Source organism: Streptomyces sp. NPDC002851 (genome assembly GCF_053591935.1).
In genome coordinates this window covers 72,981-92,007 of the sequence record NZ_JBSFUT010000013.1, presented here as the reverse complement: position 1 = coordinate 92,007, position 19,027 = coordinate 72,981, and the positions used below count along the sequence as shown (strand labels likewise).

Annotated in this window: 14 protein-coding genes; 9 read left to right on the top strand and 5 right to left on the bottom strand. The window is 71.3% G+C overall.

Translation table 11 applies throughout. The features are described from left to right. Positions 1–16: 16 nt before the first annotated feature. The gene (locus ACWD10_RS16145) at positions 17–1,060 is read right to left on the bottom strand and encodes a DUF3533 domain-containing protein (RefSeq protein WP_451091247.1); all 1,044 of its coding nucleotides are present in this window, start codon (positions 1,058–1,060) and stop codon (positions 17–19) included. A gap of 310 nt (positions 1,061–1,370) precedes the next feature. Between ACWD10_RS16145 and ACWD10_RS16140 the strand changes: the two genes are divergently transcribed. Further along, positions 1,371–3,902 carry an ATP-dependent Clp protease ATP-binding subunit gene (locus ACWD10_RS16140; RefSeq protein WP_451091245.1) on the top strand — a complete coding sequence of 844 codons (2,532 nt, stop codon included), beginning with the start codon at positions 1,371–1,373 and terminating at the stop codon, positions 3,900–3,902. A gap of 76 nt (positions 3,903–3,978) precedes the next feature. Next, positions 3,979–7,203, top strand: a complete 3,225-nt coding sequence (locus tag ACWD10_RS16135; protein WP_451091243.1) for a glycoside hydrolase family 2 TIM barrel-domain containing protein — start codon at positions 3,979–3,981, stop codon at positions 7,201–7,203. 33 nt (positions 7,204–7,236) lie between these two features. On the opposite strand, the gene ACWD10_RS16130 is transcribed toward ACWD10_RS16135, so the two are convergent. Then, positions 7,237–8,406, bottom strand: a complete 1,170-nt coding sequence (locus ACWD10_RS16130; protein ID WP_451091241.1) for an acyltransferase family protein — start codon at positions 8,404–8,406, stop codon at positions 7,237–7,239. Between the two features lie 260 nt (positions 8,407–8,666). Between ACWD10_RS16130 and argJ the strand changes: the two genes are divergently transcribed. Both argJ and ACWD10_RS16120 read left to right on the top strand, forming a co-directional pair. Further along, positions 8,667–9,866, top strand: coding sequence for a bifunctional glutamate N-acetyltransferase/amino-acid acetyltransferase ArgJ (argJ, locus tag ACWD10_RS16125; protein WP_451091239.1), 1,200 nt, complete (start codon positions 8,667–8,669; stop codon positions 9,864–9,866). 52 nt (positions 9,867–9,918) lie between these two features. Continuing rightward, positions 9,919–10,272 carry a hypothetical protein gene (locus ACWD10_RS16120; protein WP_451091237.1) on the top strand — a complete coding sequence of 118 codons (354 nt, stop codon included), beginning with the start codon at positions 9,919–9,921 and terminating at the stop codon, positions 10,270–10,272. Positions 10,273–10,443: 171 nt separating this feature from the next. Here the strand turns inward: ACWD10_RS16120 and ACWD10_RS16115 are convergent, their stop codons facing one another. After that, positions 10,444–11,382, bottom strand: coding sequence for an NADP-dependent oxidoreductase (locus tag ACWD10_RS16115; RefSeq protein ID WP_451091235.1), 939 nt, complete (start codon positions 11,380–11,382; stop codon positions 10,444–10,446). Between the two features lie 231 nt (positions 11,383–11,613). Further along, positions 11,614–12,456: an NAD(P)H-binding protein gene (locus ACWD10_RS16110; protein WP_451091233.1), complete on the bottom strand. Its 843-nt coding sequence runs from the start codon at positions 12,454–12,456 to the stop codon at positions 11,614–11,616. Between the two features lie 102 nt (positions 12,457–12,558). Between ACWD10_RS16110 and ACWD10_RS16105 the strand changes: the two genes are divergently transcribed. Continuing rightward, positions 12,559–13,197, top strand: coding sequence for a TetR/AcrR family transcriptional regulator (locus ACWD10_RS16105; protein ID WP_451091231.1), 639 nt, complete (start codon positions 12,559–12,561; stop codon positions 13,195–13,197). On the opposite strand, the gene ACWD10_RS16100 is transcribed toward ACWD10_RS16105, so the two are convergent. Then, complete coding sequence (locus ACWD10_RS16100) at positions 13,194–14,180, bottom strand: LacI family DNA-binding transcriptional regulator (RefSeq protein ID WP_451091421.1); 987 nt, start codon at positions 14,178–14,180, stop codon at positions 13,194–13,196. The genes ACWD10_RS16105 and ACWD10_RS16100 overlap by 4 nt on opposite strands. Before the next feature lie 267 nt (positions 14,181–14,447). Here ACWD10_RS16100 and iolC point away from each other — a divergent pair, with 267 nt between their 5' ends. From iolC to iolD, 4 genes are read left to right on the top strand one after another with little or no spacing between them, the layout of a single operon-like run. Continuing rightward, positions 14,448–15,434 (top strand): 5-dehydro-2-deoxygluconokinase, encoded by a 987-nt coding sequence (gene iolC / locus ACWD10_RS16095; RefSeq protein ID WP_451091229.1) that lies wholly within the window; start codon positions 14,448–14,450, stop codon positions 15,432–15,434. Further along, positions 15,424–16,299 (top strand): Cgl0159 family (beta/alpha)8-fold protein, encoded by an 876-nt coding sequence (locus ACWD10_RS16090; RefSeq protein WP_451091227.1) that lies wholly within the window; start codon positions 15,424–15,426, stop codon positions 16,297–16,299. The genes iolC and ACWD10_RS16090 overlap by 11 nt, the downstream gene beginning before the upstream one ends. Next, positions 16,296–17,135 (top strand): 5-deoxy-glucuronate isomerase, encoded by an 840-nt coding sequence (gene iolB, locus ACWD10_RS16085; RefSeq protein WP_451091225.1) that lies wholly within the window; start codon positions 16,296–16,298, stop codon positions 17,133–17,135. The genes ACWD10_RS16090 and iolB overlap by 4 nt, the downstream gene beginning before the upstream one ends. After that, a complete protein-coding gene (iolD, locus tag ACWD10_RS16080) occupies positions 17,132–19,018 on the top strand; it encodes a 3D-(3,5/4)-trihydroxycyclohexane-1,2-dione acylhydrolase (decyclizing) (protein WP_451091223.1) in 1,887 nt (628 codons plus the stop codon). Before iolB ends, iolD begins: the two co-directional genes overlap by 4 nt. Positions 19,019–19,027: the final 9 nt, after the last annotated feature.

Here is a 19,027-nt window from a genome sequence, read left to right as displayed (position 1 = left end):
CGGTGGTGCGTGGGCGTCATTGCCGGACCTCGCTCGCCTCCACCGCCTCGCGGCCCTTCTTGAGGGTCGAGAACAGCAGCGTGAGCAGCGTCCCGCCGACCGCCCACGCGGCCAGGACCAGGAACGGACCGAGCATCGCGTGATCGTCGAAGTACGCGATGGAGCGCGCCGACCACGTGCCGGCGCCCGGGATCAGGGCGGGCCCGATCGCCCGCCAGAACGTCGGAAGGAGCGGGTACGGATAGGCGCCGCCCGCGCTGGGGTTGCCCGCGATGACGATGACGAGAATGGTCAGACCGATGCCGATGATGCCGAGCATGCCCTGGAACGCGAAGGTGGTCGCGCCCGCGGCGAACACGATCAGCGCGCCCAGCCACCACAGGTTCACCACGGATCCGGGCAGCGCGCCGAGCAGCGGCCCGATCACCACGGCGCCGAGCAGTCCGGAGGCGATGGCGTACAGGGCGAGGGCGCCGAGGCGGATGATCGCGCGGCGCAGGTTCTGCGGCCGGGCGCCGTAGCTGATGGCGAGGATCGCCGCGCACAGATAGCCCGCCACGCACCAGCCGACCACGAGATAGAACGAGGACAGGCCGCGCGAGTCGCCCTTGTCGATGGGCGCGACGTCCGTGGTCCGCGCGGTCCGGGCGGGCTCTTGCGCCGCCTCCACCTGGCCGATGAGCTCGACGAGGACATCGGACACGGCCGAGCCGCCGCCGCTCGCGACGAGCAGCTTGTCCTCGGTGCCGCGCGGGTCCACGACGAGCGCGCCATAGATCTTGCGGTCCATGATCTGTTGCCGGGCCTCGGCCTCCGAGGGCAGCGCCCGGGTGTCGAGCGGATCGTCCGGGAGCTTGTTCAGCTGGGCCACCATCGGGCCGCTGACCTGCTCGGGGGCGACCACGGCGAAGGTGATGTCCTTCGGCTTGGGCTGGTGGAAGGCACCCGCGTACGAGGCGATGAAGAGGACGCCGAGGGCCATCACGCCCAGGACGAGCAGCGCCGACCGGGCCGACACCGCGTCCTTGATCTCCGCGAGGAAGCTGCGCTCAGGGGTCATGAGGCAAGCCTCAGCCGAACGGCGCACGGGTGCCGCCGGTACGGGGCCGTTCGGTGCACGGGCAATATCAGCCCGTCCGGCAAATATCAGCCCGTCCGGCGTTTGCGGACGAGCGCTCCCCAAGCTCTCGGCTTCGCTCGAGCAGGGAGGTACCCCCCTGCGCGAAAGCGGGGGTCTGGGGGCGCAGCCCCCAGGGTGCGGCCACCCAGCCGACGGCAAGTCACTCGGTTGCCCCACAACGCGGGCCGCTAGGGCCAGGTCACTGCTGCACTGGGGGAGCCGCCGCCTCGTCCACCCCCGGAGGGTCCCCATGTCCATGTCGTTCGGCGCGTTCGACTCCCCCGATCCGTTTCACGAGCTGCTCAACCGGTTCTTCGGTACGTCACCGATGTCGTCGCCGCCCGCGGTGCAGCGGGTGCCCATCGGGCGGCTGCTCACGGACTCGGCGCGGGAGCTGATCGGGCACGCCACCACGCGGGCGGTGCGGGACGGCAGCCGGGACCTGGACACCCAGCATCTGCTGTGGGCGTGCACGCAGCTCGACCCGACGCGCACGCTGCTCGAGCATGCCGGGGCCGATCCGGACGAGCTCGGGCACGTGGTCGCCAAGTCGCTGCCCGGCGAGAGCGTCGAGCCGTCCGCGCAGCCCGGGCTCACCCCGGCCGCCAAGCGCACCCTGCTGCGGGCCTACGAGCTGTCGCAGGCGAGCGGGGTGTCGTACATCGGCCCCGAGCACATCCTGGGCGCGCTGCTCGGCGACCCCGACGCCGGTGCGGGGCAGCTGCTGCGCACGCACGGCGTGGACCCGCAGGCGCTGCGCGGCCGCGCCGAATCGGCCGCCCGCGCGGACGCCACCGGAGCGCCCGCCTCCGCCGCCGGGGCCGGAGCCGCCGCGATGGCCGGTACGACGCTTGACGAGTTCGGGCGGGACCTCACCGAAGAGGCCCGGATGGGCAAGCTGGACCCGGTGGTGGGGCGGGCCGAGGAGATCGAGCAGACCGTCGAGATCCTGTCCCGGCGGGCCAAGAACAACCCGGTTCTGATCGGTGAGCCGGGTGTCGGCAAGACCGCGATCGTCGAGGGCCTGGCCCAGCGGATCGTGGCGGGTGATGTGCCGCAGACGCTCAAGGACAAGCGCGTCGTCGCCCTTGACCTGTCGGGCCTGGTGGCCGGGGCGCAGTACCGGGGCCAGTTCGAGGAGCGGCTGAAGAAGGTCATCGAGGACGTCACGGCCGCCGAGGGCGAGGTGATCGTCTTCATCGACGAGCTGCACACCGTGGTCGGCGCGGGCGCCGCCGGTGAGGGCGCCATGGACGCCGGGAACATCCTCAAACCGGCCCTGGCCCGGGGCGAGTTGCACGTGGTGGGCGCCACCACGCTTGACGAGTACCGCAGGTACATCGAGAAGGACGCGGCCCTCGAGCGGCGCTTCCAGCCGGTGACGGTGCCCGAGCCGAGCGTCGCGGAGACCATTCAGATCCTGGAGGGCCTGCGGGACTCGTACGAGGCGCATCACCAGATCCGGTACACGGACGAGGCGTTGGCCGCCGCGGCCGAGCTGTCGGACCGGTACATCAGCGACCGGTTCCTGCCGGACAAGGCCATCGACCTGCTCGACCAGGCCGGTGCCCGGGTCCGCCTGAAGTCGCTCGGCCGGTCCACCGAAGCGGTGGAGCGCGAGGACGAGCTGGCGAAGCTGGGCCGCGAGAAGGACGAGGCGGTGGCCGCCGAGGACTTCGAGCGAGCGGCCGAACTCAAGCAGCGGATGGACCAGTTGGAGGGCGAGGTCGCCGGGATCGCGGAGCGGCGCGAGGGCGTCGTCGCGGTCACCGCCGAGGACATCGCGGATGTCGTGGCGCGCCGTACCGGCATTCCGGTGGCGCAGCTGACGTCGAGCGAGCGGGAGAAGCTGCTAGACCTCGAGGAGGCGCTGCACTCGCGGGTCGTCGGGCAGGAGGAGGCGGTCACCGCGGTATCGGCCGCCGTACGCCGCAGCCGTGCGGGCATGGGCGACCCGGGCCGCCCGGTCGGCTCCTTCCTGTTCCTCGGTCCGACCGGGGTCGGCAAGACCGAACTCGCCAAGGTGCTCGCCGAGTTGCTCTTCGGTGACGAGCACCGTCTGATCCGCTTCGACATGAGCGAGTTCCAGGAGAAGCACACCGTCTCGCGCCTGGTCGGGGCTCCGCCCGGATACGTCGGGCACGAGGAGGCCGGTCAGCTCACGGAGCAGGTGCGCCGCAGGCCGTACAGCGTGCTCCTCTTCGACGAGGTCGAGAAGGCGCACCTGGACGTCTTCAATACGCTCCTCCAGGTCCTGGACGACGGGCGGCTCACCGACGCGCAGGGCCGCACCGTCGACTTCCGCAACTGCGTCGTCATCATGACGTCCAACATCGGGGCGCAGCGCATCCTCGCGCACAAGGGCGACACGTCCGAGATCAAGGACGCCCTGATGGACGACCTGCGCGGCCGCTTCCTGCCGGAGTTCCTGAACCGTATTGACGACATCATCGTCTTCCACGGCCTGGCCGAGGACGATCTGGGCCGGATCGTGGATCTGCTTCTGGACGGCTCCAAGCGGCGCGTGCACGCCCAGGGCATGACCCTCGAAGTGACCGAGGCGGCCAAGAAGTTGCTGGTCGCGCACGGTTACCGGCCGGAGTTCGGGGCCCGCCCGCTGCGCCGCACGATCCAGACCGAGCTCGACAACCGGCTCGCGTCGCTGCTGTTGAGCGGCGAGGCCGAGGCCGGGGACACGCTCGTCGCGGATGTGCGGAACGACGCCCTGACGGTGGCGGTGCGCGGCACAGGCAGGGGCGCGGACGGCGGCACGGGCGACTGATCTCGCCGAAGCTTCCGTTGAGTCACCTTGTGCGAAACTGTTGAATCCCTATGGGACTTGTGGTGTCTTGTGGGGCATGGAGACGAGTAGCACGTGGGGACGACGGGCCTTTCTCGCGGCGGGCGGCGGCACACTCGCCGGATACGCGGCCTTCAGAAGCCAGAAGACGGCCTTCGCGGCCACCCATGGCCGAACGGCGGGCGCGGCGGCCCCGGGAGGTGACGAGTGGGACGCGCGGCCGACGGTCTTCCAGGTCAACCGGGAACCGGCCCGGGCCGCGCTGATCCCGTACCCGGACAAGGCGGCGGCGCTGCGTGGCGACCGCGCGAAGTCCCCGTACTTCCGCTCCCTGAACGGGGCTTGGCGCTTCCGCTGGGCCGAGAACCCGACGAACCTGCCCGACGGCTTCCACCAGCCCGGCTACGACGACGGCTCCTGGGACGACCTGCCGGTGCCGTCCAACTGGGAGATGCACGGCTACCGGGAGCCGATATACCTCAACATCAAGTATCCGTGGGTGGGTTACGAGAAGCCGGACTTCCCGAAGGTCCCGAAGGACTTCAACCCCGTCGGCTGCTACCGGCGCACCTTCACCGTGCCGAACGACTGGCGCGGTGACGGCCGCCGCACCCTGATCTCGTTCCAGGGCGTGAAGTCGGCCTTCTTCCTGTGGGTCAACGGCAAGCCGGTCGGCTACAGCGAGGACAGCTACACGCCCGCCGAGTTCGACGTCACGGAGCACCTCAAGGCGGGTGAGAATCTCCTCGCCGTGCAGGTGCACCGCTGGTCGGACGGCAGTTGGCTGGAGGACCAGGACATGATCGACCTGTCCGGGATCTTCCGTGAGGTGTATCTGTACGCCGTGCCGCGCGTCCACATCGACGACGTGGAGGTCCGTACCGCCTTCGACGCGGCCTACCGGGACGCGACGCTGACGCTCGCCGTCCGGCTCCGCAACCGCACCGCCGAGGCCACCGCCGCGCACCGCATCGAGGCGACCCTGTACGACGCCGACGGCCGACCGGTCGCCACGCGGGGCCTGTCCGGCGAGGCCGCGCCCGCCGCCGGGGGCACCGCCGACCTCACCCTGAAGAGCCCGGTGAAGGCGCCCGAGCAGTGGTCCGCCGAGCACCCCTACCTCTATACGGTCGTCCTCACCCTGCACACCCCGGACGGCAACCGGCTCGAGGCCCAGCGGGTCCGGCTCGGCTTCCGCGAATTCGCGTACGGGCCGGGGAAGTTGACCCTCAACGGGCAGCCGATCGTGTTCGCGGGCGTCAACCGGCACGAGACCGACCCGGAGCACGGCCAGGCCGTGCCCGAGGAGACGATGCTCCGCGATATCCACCTGATGAAGCAGCACAACATCAACGCGGTCCGCACCTCGCACTACCCCAACTCCCCGCGCTGGCTCGACCTGTGCGACGAGTACGGCCTGTATGTCGTCGACGAGGCCAACCTGGAGACCCACGAGGTCCGCGACCGCCTCCCCGGCTCGCTCCCGGAGTGGACGGACGCCTGTGTGGACCGGATGCGCTCCATGGTCGAGCGGGACAAGAACCACCCGTCGGTGCTCGTCTGGTCGCTCGGCAACGAGGCCGGTGCGGGCGACAACTTCCGCGCCATGTCCGACTGGACGCACCGCCGCGACCCCTCACGGCCGGTGCACTACGAGCAGATGAACGAGGTCGCCGACGTCGAGAGCCGGATGTACGCCAAGCCGGACTGGGTCGAGGCGTACGGCAAGTCCGGCAACCCCAAGCCGTTCGTCCTGTGCGAGTACTCCCACGCGATGGGCAACAGCTCGGGCAACTTCCAGGAGTACTGGGACGTCATCGAGAAGTACCCGAACCTGTACGGCGGTTTCATCTGGGACTTCGTCGACCAGACCATCAAGCTGCCGGTGCCCGGGGACAGCTCGCGCAGCTATCTGTCGTACGGCGGCGACTGGGTGGACGGCTATCCGACCGACTCCAACTTCTGCTGCAACGGCATCGTCAACGGCCACCGGCAGCCCGAGCCCGAGCTGTACGAGGTCAAGAAGGTCTACCAGCAGGTGCGGTTCGCCGCCTCGGAGGCGGACGCGGGGCGCGGCCGGGTGACGGTCACCAACCGGCAGCTGTTCACCGGCCTTTCGGCGTACGAGCTGCGGTGGCAGGTCACCCGGGACGGCGAGACCGTCCAGGAGGGCAGCGCCAAGGCACCCGACGCGGACCCGGCCGGCGGCACCGCGACCGTCGACCTGCCCCTGGACCGGCCGGGCAGCCCGAAGCCGGGCGCCGAGTACTGGCTGAATCTCGCGCTCGTGCTGCGCGAGGACACCCGCTGGGCCGAGGCCGGGCACGTGATCGCCGCCGAGCAGCTCGCCCTCACGGCGTGGCAGGCCCCCGCGCCGCCGGACCCGGATCCCGGCACGCTGCCCCCGCTGACGTACGAGGAGACGGACGCGCGCGTCACCGTCCGGGGCCGGGACTTCGAGGTGGTCCTGGACAAGGCGAAGGGCACGCTCTCCGACTTCCGGCACAAGGGCGAGCGGCTGCTCACCGAGGGCCCGGTGCCGAACTTCTGGCGCGCCCCCACGGACAACGACATCGGCCGCAAGGCCCACGAGTCGCTGCGCACCTGGCGCGACGCCGGGGCGAAGCGGACCGTGGACGGCGTGAAGGTGACGGCCGAGGGCAAGACGGTCGTGACGATCGAGGTGTCGGCCACGCTGCCGACCTCGCCCGCCCCGTCCGCGTACGAGACGGTCTTCACGGTGCGCGGCGACGGCGAGGTGCGCGTCGAGCACACGCTCACGCCCGGCACGGGGCTGCCCGACCTGCCGCTGGTCGGTGCGCTGATCACGGTGCCCGAGGGGTACGAGACGTTCACCTGGTACGGGCGCGGTCCGCACGAGAACTACTGGGACCGCAACACCGGGGCGTTCGTGGGCCGTTACCGCACCACCGTGACCGAGCAGTACACGGATTACGTACGGCCGCAGGAGTGCGGCAATGTCACCGGTACCCGGTGGGGCACGCTGACCGGTGACGCCGGAAGGCACAGCATGGGCCTCGCGGTCCACTCGGACGGCGCGGACCAGCTGGAGTTGAGCGCCCTGCACTACGCGCCGTCGGACCTGGACGGTCCCGGCCATCCGTACGAGCTGAAGCCGCGCAAGGAGACGGTCCTCGGCGTCAACCACCGGCAGATGGGCGTCGGCGGCAACGACTCGTGGGGCGCGCCGCCGCTCGAGAAGTACCTGCTGCATGCGGACCGGCCGTACACGTACGGGTATCGGCTGTCTGCTGCCGAGTAGCCCCTTCGGGGCCGGCCGGTCCGCCCTGCGGGGTCAGGCCCGTCCGGCCCCGGAGCGGTGCTTGCCACCGCTTCTGGTGGTGGCTGTGGCCCGGTCGGCCCGGTCGTTCCGGAACGCCCACTCCATCTTCGGCTCCATCGCGAAGCGGAAGGCTCTCTGCACCGGTGGGGAGCAGAGCACCGTGATCAGCGCCCCGGCGAAGACCGTGAGCGCGATCGCGCCCAGCGGGGTGTGGACCCAGTCCACCTCGTACCAGTCCCAGAACCGGGAGCCCTTCGCCAGGAACCCGTGCAGCAGATAGCCGTACAGGGTGCCCGCGCCGAGCGCCGTGAACCACAGGTGCCGGCCGGGCACCCAGGCGAAGAAGCACGCCACGAGAATCAGCGAGCAGCCGAAGAGCGCGAGCGTCATCACCGCGCCCGACCACCACGGAGCCGCCAACTCCTGCGCGCTCTCCCGCCGGTAGAACCAGGCCGCGTTCATCCGCGGCGCCGCCCAGTACGCGAAGACGAGCGCGGCCGCGCCCACCGGCAGCGCGAGCAGCCGCGCCTTGGCGGTCCGTACCCGCCGGAAGTGCTCCTCCTTGAGGAACAGGCCCAGCACAAAGAACGGCAGGAACTGCAGAACGCGTTGCAGGTCGAGGTCGTCGCCGATGTCCGGGGAGATCGAGGCGAGCACCGCGATGCCGAGCGCGAGCGGGATCGGCCAGCGGACAAGCTTCCACAGCGGGGTCGTCAGCCGCCAGATGAACAAGGCGGCGAGGAACCAGGTGAGATACCAGGGGTCGAGCAGGCTGATGGGGTGCGTCGGGTCGTCGTCCGCGTACTGCTTGAAGATCGAGTACGCCACCTCGAACAGCACATACGGCACGGCGATGCCGGTCACCAGGCGCTTGAGTCGCCCCGGGCTCGCGTCGAAACTCCGCGAGAAGTAGCCGGAGATGATGATGAACGCCGGCATGTGGAAGGTGTAGACGGCGATGTAGAGCGCGGCGGCCGCCCGGCTGTCAGCGCGCAGCGGCTCCCAGGCGTGGCCCATCGCAACGAACACGATCGCCAGGTACTTGGCGTTGTCGAAGAAGGCGTCCCGCTGCTTGCCCGGCTTCGGCTCCGGCTTCGACCTCGAGTCGGGAGCTTCGGGAACGGCCCCGGACTGCTCCGTCGCGCGGGCGCCCGGCAGCGGAACGCGCAATGCTCCACTCACGGTTCACCTCGCAAGGAACATGTCGCACCCCGGAGGGAACCCTTCCTACCGAAACGTCGTCTTAGCAGGATTACGGCCGCTGCTTCATCGCTGGACATCCCAGGAACCTTAGCCCCACCCCCCAACCTCCTTACAAGTCCGGCCCGGTGTGGAGTGACGCACGGCGTGCGGATCCAGCCGTTCACTCGAACTGACGATCCCCTCGACGACCAAGCGCCGCGCCCTGGACAAGCCCGCCCCCGTACGCAAACATATTCTGTATGCAGAATAATCATTCAGCTACGGTGGTGTGGCCCACAGGCTTTCGCGGCTACGCCGGGCACGGCGGAATCCGCGACCACGGCGACGACATCTCCGTAGTGGTCTCGGACCGTCCGGCCGTCAGCGCCGCCATGTTCACGCGGAGCCACTTCGCCGGGCCCGCCGTGCTGCTCAGCCGCGAGCACGCGGCCAAGCGGCGGCTGCGGGCCGTCACGACGCTCGCGCAGAACGCCAATGTCGCCACCGGGCGGCAGGGCGCCGCGAACGCCGCGGAAGTGGTCGACCGGGTCGCCACGCTGACCGGGGTACCGGCCGACGAGGTCCTGATCGGCTCCACCGGGGTGATCGGGCGCCCGCTGCCCATGGAGTCCATCCGCGCCCACTTCGACCGCGTCGACGAGGCCGCCGAGACCCCGGACGGACTCTTCACGGCCGGGCCGGTCGATGTGGCGCGCGCCATGATGACGACGGACACCCGGCCCAAGGTCGCCGTCCGCACCGTCGGCGCGGCCCGCATCGTCGGCGTCGCCAAGGGCGTCGGCATGCTGGAGCCGAATATGGCCACGATGCTGGCGTACGTCTTCACGGACGCCGAGGCCGACGCCGACGAGCTGGACACGGCGCTGCGGCAGGCCGTGGACGCCACGTTCAACTGCCTGAGCATCGACACCGACACCTCCACCTCCGACACCGTGTCCCTGATCGCCAACGGCGCGGCGGGTCCGGTCGACCGGGACGCGTTCGCCACCGCCCTCGCGGAGCTCTGCCTCGACCTGACCGAACAGCTCGCCCGCGACGGCGAGGGGGCGACCAAGCTGCTCCGCGTCACCGCCACCGGGGCCGCGAACCCGGCGCAGGCCAAGCGGATCGCCAAGAGCGTGCTCAACTCGCCGCTGGTGAAGACCGCGGTGCACGGCGCCGACCCGAACTGGGGCCGGGTCGTGATGGCCGTCGGCAAGAACACCGAGCACCCCGACGACGCCGCCATCTCCCCCGACCTCGTCACGGTCCGCTTCGGCGACATCGAGGTGTATCCGGAGGAGCCCGCCCCCGACACCCTCGACCGGCTCACCGCCGCGATGCGCCGGGACGAGGTCGACCTCACGGTGAGCCTCGGCCTGGGCGACGCGGCGTGCACGGTGTACGGGTGCGACCTGTCAGCGGGATATATCCGGATCAACGCGGACTACACGACGTAGCCGACGGAGGCCGACCGGGGGCCGACGGGGGCCGTGAGTAGCCTCGCCTTCCATGGAGGACCCCATAGGCACCGTGCTGCCCCTGCTGCTCATCGCGATCGGCTTCGCCGCCGTCCTGACCGGGCTGTGGCGCCTGGCCGTACGGGTGCGGCGCAGCGGGGGCTCCGGCTCGGGCGTGGCCGCGGCGCTCGCGGCGCACGACGAGGCGTGGCGCGGGACGGCGCACGCGGCGTACGTGGAGATCCAGGCGGAGGCGGAACGCAAGACCCCGCTGCTCTCACCGGACGAGAAGTGGGCGCCGAGCTCGTCCCTCGGCGCCCGTCGCCCGGGAGTCCCACGGCGGCCGGGTACGCCCCGCTCCCTGCGCAGGCGCGTGCGGCGGCGTCGGCTGCGCCGCGGGGGCTGACCGGCCGGGTCGGGTCCCGGGGCTGAACCCGCCCCCGTTCGTACGGCCGGACGGTCGGACGGTTGCCCCGTCAGGACCGGACCGCCGGACCGTCAGACGCACGACCGTCAGACGCACGACCGTTTCAGACGCACGGCCTGTCAGACGCACGGCCTGTCAGACGCCCGACCGTCAGACCGTAAGGACCAGCTTCCCCCGGGTCCGCCCGGCCGCGCTCAGGCGCCATGCCTCCGCCGCTTCCTCCAGTGGCAGCGCCTTGTCCACGTTCACCCGCAGCTTGCCCGCGTCCGCGAGCCGTCCCAGTTCCACGAGCCCCGCCGCATCCGGCCGGACCCACACCAGGTAGCCGCCCTTCTCCACCGCTTCGCCGTCCGTGATGGACGCGACCCGCGCCGGGCGCCCCTCCTCGGGCCCCTCTTTGAGCAGCGGCAGCGACACGTCGACGGCGCCGCCCCCGACGAAGTCGAGCGCCGCGTCGATGCCGTCCGGGGCCAACTCCCGTACCCGTTCGATGAGTCCTTCGCCGTACACCATCGGCTCCGCGCCAAGCTCCCGCAGGAACGCGTGGTTGCGCTCGCTCGCCGTGCCGATCACACGAGCCCCGGCCGCCACCGCGAGCTGCACGCCGAGCGAGCCGACCCCGCCCGCCGCGGCGTGGATGAGGACCGTCTCCCCGGCGGAGACGCCGACCCGGCGCAGCGTGTGCAGCGCGGTGAGCCCGGCGAGCGGCACCCCGGCCGCCTGCTCCCAGGTCAGGGACTCGGGCTTCTTCGCGAGCATCCGCACACTGGCCGCGACCAGCTCCGCGTAGGCGCCGTGCTGCGCCGTGTCCTTGCGGATGTAGCCGTACACCTCGTCGCCGACGGCGAACTCCCCGACGTCGAGGCCGACCCGCTCCACGACGCCCGCGACGTCCCACCCCGGGATCATCGGGAACCCGACCTCCATGATCGGGTCGAGGCCCCCGGCGGCGAGCTTCCAGTCGACCGGGTTCACGCCCGCCGCCTTCACGCGGATCAGGACCTCACCGGGCGCGACCTTGGGATCGGGGAGCTCGGCGACGTACAGGTCATCGGCGGAGCCGTACTTGTCCAGTGCGATTGCCTTCATGATCGGCGCAACCTCCGGGGTGGACGTGATCATTCCCCCCTCGCGGCCCCGGGGAGCCGGTTCGAGCCAATGGGGCCGGGGAAACGCGGGCGCCGGACCGCGCCCGCATTTCCCCATGATCCGTCGAGCGGCGTGCCCCGGCATGTTCCAGGCGGCCAGGTGACCTAGGGCCCATCTCCCCGATGTTCGCGGGCCCTGGGCCAGATCCGCCGATCCGTAAGACACCCCGGGTCAGCGGAACGCCTCCGCGTGCTCCTCGGCCCATGCCGCGAACGTGCGCGGCGCCCGTCCCGTCGCCTCCGTCACCGCGGGTGTGGGGTGGAGGGGCCGGTCCCCGGCCTGTGCGTAGTAGCCGAGCAGGCCGTCCGCGACCCGGCCGGGGAGCCCGGCCGAAACCAGACCCTCGCGGGCCGCCTCGGGCGTGATCTCCTCGTACGTGGCCCGGACCCCGGCCGCCCGCGCGATCCGGGCCACCTGGTCGGCCTGGGTCAGCAGCTCGGGGCCGGTGAGGACCGGGCTCGCGCCGGTCAGGTCGGCGTCCTGCCCGGCGGACCCGGACCGCGGCAGCAGGGCGCGCGCCGCTACCGCCGCGACGTCCCGTTCGTCGATGGGCGCGATGCGCGCGGACGCGTACGGGGCCCGCACCACGCCCTCGCCGCGGATGGCCTCCGCCCACATGAGGGCGTTGGAGTTGAAGACTCCGGGGCGCAGCAGCGTCCACGGCAGGCCCGATTCCCTTACCTGGTCCTCGAGTTGGCGATGGTGGGCGCCGATCGGGTTCGTTTCGTCCAGCGCCGCCGCCGTCGAAAGGAGCACCACTTTGCGTACGTCGTGCTGGGCCGCCTGTGCCAGCAGGGCGCCCAACTCCTCCTCCACGGCCGCCGGGTTGGCGAAGACCGCGGTGACCCCGTCCAGCGGGAAGCGGCCGGGTTCCGTCGCCACCACCTCCACCTCGGGCGGCAGTCCGGCCGACTCCGGGCGGCGGCTGGTGGCCCGTACCTTCACGCCCGCCACGACCAGCTCCGCGACGAGATGACGCCCGACGTTCCCGGTGGCACCCGTGACCAAGTACATGTGCAGATCCCTCCCCGACTCAACCTTCATCGCAACTCCGAGTTGCGATATCCTCAGCCTTGCACGGACAGCCCAATTACCGCAATGCAACTGGGAGTTGCGATGAGCCCCGAGTCTCCGGAGTCCGCCCCGGCCCCTCGCAACCCCGGCATCGGCCGCGGCCTCAAGGTGCGCGACGCCGTCCTGAGGTCCGCCCTCGACGAACTCGCGGCCACCGGTTGGACCGCCCTCACCATCGAGGGCGTCGCACGCCGCGCCGGGGTGCACAAGACGACGGTCTACCGGCGGTGGAAGGACCGCGCGACCCTCGTCACCGAGGCGCTCGCGGAGCACGCCGCGGCCGATATCCCGATCCCCGACACCGGCACCGTCGAGGGCGATCTGCGCACCCTGGCCGCACGCCTCGTCGCCCACCTCACAAGCCCGGCCCAACAGGCCGTCACCGCCGCCGTGTTCTCCGACGCCGCCCGTCTGCCGGAGGTCGCGGACGTACGCCGACGCGTCTTCGTCGACCGTTTCCGGCGAGCCGAGCCGATCACCGAACGGGCCGTCGCCCGCGGGGAGTTGCCCACGGGCACCGATCACCCACTGCTGATGAAGTCGCTGATCGCCCCGGTCTATCTGCGACTGCTCGTCACCGCGGAGCCCCTCGACGCGGACACGGCCGAGCACGCCGCCGCCATCACCCTCGCGGCGGCCCGCGCAGGTGCCTTCGTCCGCGAGTTCGAAGACAGAGCCTAGCCCTCCTCCGGGGGCGGTCCGGACGTGCCGCGTACGACCAACTGCGGTTCCACCACGATCTCTTGGGGCTCGCGGTCCGGGTGATCGAGGCGTTCGACCACGCATCGGACCGCGTGCCGCGCCATCTCCTCCGCGTCCTGACGGACCGTGGTCAGGCCGATGGGCATCAGGTGCGACAGATGGCTGTCGTCGTAGCCGACCACCGAGACCTGGCCCGGTACGTCCACGCCCGCGCGCCCGAAGGCCATCAGGACGCCCATCGCGCACCGGTCGTTGCCCGCGAGCACCGCTGACGGCAGCCGGTCCTCGGTGAGGAAGCGGCGCCCGGCCTCGACGCCCGCGGCCTCGTCGTGCGCGCCCGGCACGACGCGGATCTCATCGGTGAGGCCGTGCCGCCGCATCGCAGCCCGGTAGGCGCGGCGCCGCTCGGCCGAGCCGGGCCCACGCCCGCCGTCGATGTGCACGATGCGGCGGTGGCCGAGCTCCACGAGGTGGTTCATGGCCTGCCACACGCCCTTGCCCTCGGCCGTGTGCACACTGTCGAGCCGTACGCCGGGCAGATGGCGGGAGACGGACACGGCGACCGTGCGATGGCCCAGGTCGTCGAGGACCTCGGGGGTGGAGTTCGGGCCGAGCAGGATCAGTGCCTCGCAGCGGTGGCTGAGGAGCGATTCCACGGCCCGCGCCTCGTCCCGGCCCGGGGCGTTCGCGCTCAACAGGACGTCGTAGCCGAGCCGTTCGGCCACCGGGTAGATCGCCTCGACCAGGTCCGCCTGGAAGGTCTGGTGCACGGTGACGAGGACGCCGAGCGTACGGCTGCGGCCCCGGGCCAGGAGCCGGGCCGCGCTGTCGGGTTGGTAGCCGAGCTCGGCGGCGGCCTCGAAGACCTTCCGCCGGGTCTCCTCACTGGCGCCCGGCTGCTCGCGGAAGACCAGCGAGACCAGGGCCCGCGACACCCCGACCTTCGCCGCCACATCGGCCATGGTCGGCCGGTGATTGCCGGACGTCTCCCGTGCCACGTCTCCTCCTCGCTCCTCGGCCGCTCAGGCCTGCCGCCTGCGGCCTTCCGATCTTCTCAGGGAACGCACACGTAGCGGCCCCGCCCGGAAGTCTCTGTGTCACACGCTATTGACATGACATATGGACACCGGCCATCGTTCTCGGCAACTAGAGCGCGCTAGTAGCGCGCGACAGCTCCCTTGTGCGTCTCCATCGAGAGTCGAGAGACGAGAAAACCGAGGTCTCCCCTTATGGCAGTCCTGGACGTCCTGACCATGGGACGGGTCGGGGTCGACATCTATCCACTGCAGACCGGGGTCGGTCTGGCGGATGTCACCTCGTTCGGCAAGTACCTGGGCGGCAGCCCCACCAATGTGGCGGTGGCGGCGGCCCGGTACGGGCACCGCTCCGCGGTGATCACGAAGACCGGCGACGACCCGTTCGGAACCTTCGTCCGCCGCGCACTCGCCGGGTTCGGCGTGGACGCCCGCTTCGTCGGTACGTCGGACAGCGCGCCGACCCCCGTCACGTTCTGCGAGATCTTCCCGCCGGACGACTTCCCGCTCTACTTCTACCGCCGCCCCAAGGCCCCTGACCTGGACCTTTACGCCGATCAGCTGGACCTGGACGCGGTCCGCGCGGCGCGGGTGTTCTGGATGACCGGGACCGGGCTCAGCGAGGACCCGAGCCGCGAGGCCACGCTGCACGCCCTGGAGCAGCGGGCCAAGGCGCAGGCGTCCGCCGAGGGCGGTCCGGGGCTCGCCACGGTCTTCGACCTCGACTGGCGGCCCATGTTCTGGACCGACGGCCCCGAGCAGGCCAGGCCGTACTACCGGCAGGCCCTCGCGCACGCCACCGTTGCCGTCGGCAACCTCGACGAGTGCGAGGTCGCCACCGGCGAGCGCGAGCCGTACGCCGCCGCTCGCGCCCTGCTCGACGCGGGCGTCCGGCTCGCCGTCGTGAAGCAGGGACCCAAGGGCGTACTCGCCATGAACAGCGACGGCGAGAGCGCCGAGGTCCCGCCCGTGCCCGTCGAGGTCGTCAACGGGCTCGGCGCCGGAGACGCCTTCGGCGGCGCGCTGTGCCACGGGCTGCTCAGCGGCTGGGGCCTCTCCCCCACCATGGCGTTCGCCAATGCCGCCGGGGCCCTGGTCGCGGCCGAGCTTGCCTGCGCCGATGCCATGCCCACCGAAGAGGCCGTCACGGCCAAGCTGAACGAGGTTTCCGGTGCTCTCTGACGAACAGCTCGCGCGCATCGTGCAGACCCGCGTGCACAACCCGGGCTCCGTCGCCGAGGCCGCCGCCCGCCGTATCAAGGCCAAGTCGCCGCTCGGCGACAACGGCCGGGCCATGATCATCGCCGCCGACCACCCGGCACGCGGCGCCAACGCCGTGGGCTCGGCGCCGGAGGCGATGGCCGACCGGCGCGAGCTCCTCGACCGGCTCTGCGCCGCCCTGGCCCGGCCCGGTGTGACCGGGGTGCTCGGCACCGTGGACATCCTGGAGGACCTGCTGCTGCTCGGCGTGCTCGACGGCAAGAGCGTCTTCGGCTCGATGAACCGGGGCGGGCTCGCCGGGTCGTCCTTCGAGATCGACGACCGGTACACCGGGTACGACGCCGAGGCCATCGACGCGATGGGCTTCGACGGCGGCAAGATGCTCACCCGGATCGCCCTGGAGGACCGGGACACCCCGAGCGCCCTGGAGGCCGCGGCCCGGGCCGTGAACGAGCTGAACGACCGCGAACTCATCGCCATGGTCGAGCCGTTCCTGTCCCACTGGCAGGACGGCCGGGTCCGTAACGACCTCTCTCCCGAGGCCGTCATCAAGTCCATCACCATCGCCTCCGGGCTCGGCCGACGCTCCGCCTACACCTGGCTGAAGCTGCCCGTGGTCGACGCCATGGAGCGGGTCCTGGCCTCCTCCACGCTGCCGGTGCTGCTGCTCGGCGGCGAAGTGCGGGACGCGGACGCCGCGTTCGCCGCCTGGCGGCGCGCGCTCGCGCTGCCGACCGTGCAGGGCCTCGTCGTCGGGCGGTCGCTCCTCTACCCCGCGGACGGCGATGTGGCCGGTGCCGTGGACCGGGCGGTGGGGCTGCTGTGAGCGCGACGAACAAGTACTACCTCCCGAAGGGGACTTCGGGCGACGAGACGTTCGACCTGCGCATCACCCCCGAGTCCGCGGGGTGGGGCTACTCCGGTCTCAAGATCCTGAACCTCGCCCCGGGGCAGGCACACGCCCTGTCCACCGACGGCGACGAGTACCTGGTCCTGCCGCTGCGCGGCGGCTGCACCGTGACCGTCGACGGCCAGGTGCTCGAACTCGCCGGGCGGGACGGGGTGTTCGACGGCCCCACCGACTTCGCGTATCTGCCGCCCGCGGCGGACGCGCTGATCAGCAGTGCGGCCGGTGGGACGTTCGCACTGCCCTCCGCCCGTACCGGGAGCGGCGGCCTCCCGCCTCGGTACGGGCCCAAGGAGGACGTCCCCGTGGAGGCGCGCGGCGCGGGCAACTGCGCCCGCCAGGTGGTGAATTACTGCCTGCCGGGCACCTTCGACGCGGACCGGATCCTGGTCTGCGAGGTGCTCACGCCGGGCGGCAACTGGTCCTCGTACCCGCCGCACAAGCACGACGAGCACCGGCCCGGCGAGGAGTCCGAGCTGGAGGAGATCTACTACTTCGAGGTCTCCGGGGAGCGGGGCTTCGCCTATCAGCGGGTGTACGGCACACAGGAGCGGCCCATCGACGTCCTGGCCGAGGTCCGCTCCGGCGACGCGGTGCTGATCCCGCACGGCTGGCACGGCCCGTCCATCGCCGCCCCCGGGCACGACCTCTACTACCTCAACGTCATGGCCGGTCCCGGTCCCGAGCGGGCCTGGCTGATCTGCGACGACCCGGCGCACAGCTGGGTGCGTACCACCTGGGAGACGACCCGATGACCCGTACCGTACGGCTCACCACCGGCCAGGCCCTCGTCCGCTTCCTGGCCGCGCAGTACAGCGAGCGTGACGGCCAGGAGCAGCGGCTGATTCCTGGTGCGTGGGGGATCTTCGGGCACGGGAACGTGGCCGGGATCGGGCAGGCGTTGCTGCAGGCCGCGAGCACGGGTGAGGCGGATCTGCCGTATTACCTGGCGCGGAACGAGCAGGGCATGGTGCATGCCGCGGTCGCCTACGCGAAGATGCGGGACCGGCTTGCCGCGTACGCCTGTACGGCTTCGACCGGGCCGGGCTCCACGAACATGATCACGGGTGCGGCGCTTGCGACGACCAACCGGCTGCCGGTGCTGCTGCTGCCGAGCGACATGTTCGCGACCCGTTCCCCGGATCCGGTGTTGCAGCAGTTGGAGGACCCGCGGGCCGGGGACACCTCGGTGAACGACGCGTTCCGGGCGGTGTCGAAGTACTTCGACCGGATCGCGCGGCCCGAGCAGCTCATCCCGGCCGCCCTCGCCGCGATGCGGGTGCTCACCGATCCGGTCGAGACGGGCGCCGTGACGCTGGCGCTGCCGCAGGACGTGCAGGCCGAGGCGTACGACTGGCCGGTGGCGTTCTTCCGGCGCCGGGTCTGGCATGTGGGCCGCCCGGTGCCGGAACCCAGCGCCGTGGAGCGGGCGGTGGCGCTGCTCCGTACCGCGAAGAAGCCGCTGATCGTCGCCGGTGGCGGGGTCGTGTACTCCGGGGCCGAGACGCAGCTGCGGGCCTTCGCCGAGGCCACCGGCATCCCGGTCGCGGACACGCACGCGGGCAAGGGCGCGGTGGCCTGGGACCACCCGTGCGCGGTGGGCGGTATCGGCTCCACCGGTGCCTATGCGGCGAACGAGCTGGCGAAGCAGGCCGACGTCGCCCTCGGAATCGGCACCCGTTACAGCGACTTCACGACGGCCAGCCATACGGCGTTCGGCAACCCGGACGTCACGTTCGTCAATCTCAACGTGGCCCGCCTTGACGCCGTCAAGCACTCCGCCGAGCCGCTGGTCGCCGACGCCCGCCTCGGTATCGAAGCGCTGGCCGGCGCCCTGGTGGGCTGGGAGGTCGAGCCGGAGTACCGGGAACGCACCCGGCAACTCATCGCCCGTACCCGGGAGATCGAGGAGGAGTGCTTCGCGCCCGACCGCAACACCGGGGAGCTGCCCGCCCAGACGCAGGTCCTCGGCGCCCTCAACGACGTGCTCGACGACCGGGCCGTGGTCATCAACGCCGCCGGATCCATGCCCGGTGACCTGCAACAGCTGTGGCGGGCCCGGGACCCGAAGGCGTACCACGTCGAGTACGCGTACTCCTGCATGGGTTACGAGGTCGCGGCCGGGGTCGGCGCGAAGATGGCCGATCCGTCGCGCGAGGTCGTCGTCCTCGTCGGCGACGGCTCCTATCTGATGATGGCTCAGGAGATCGTGACCATGGTGTCCGAGGGCCTGAAGGTCATCATCGTCCTCGTCCAGAACCATGGCTTCGCCTCCATCGGGGCCTTGTCCGAGTCCCTGGGCTCGCAGCGGTTCGGCACCAAGTACCGGTTCCGGGACGGCGACTCGGGCCAGCTCGACGGCGACGTCCTGCCCGTGGACCTGGCCGCCAACGCGTCCTCCCTCGGTGCCGACGTCCTGCACGCGGCCTCCGTCGACGAGTTCCGTACGGCGATGGAGAAGGCGAAGGCCGCCGACCGTACGACCGTCGTCCACGTCGAGACCGACCTGTACGGGCCGAACCCGCCCGCGCACGGGTGGTGGGACGTGCCCGTCAGCCAGACCTCCGCGCTCGACTCCACCCGGGCCGCGTACGAGACGTACGCCGCCCACAAGCAGACCCAGCGCCACTACCTGTAAGGACACCTC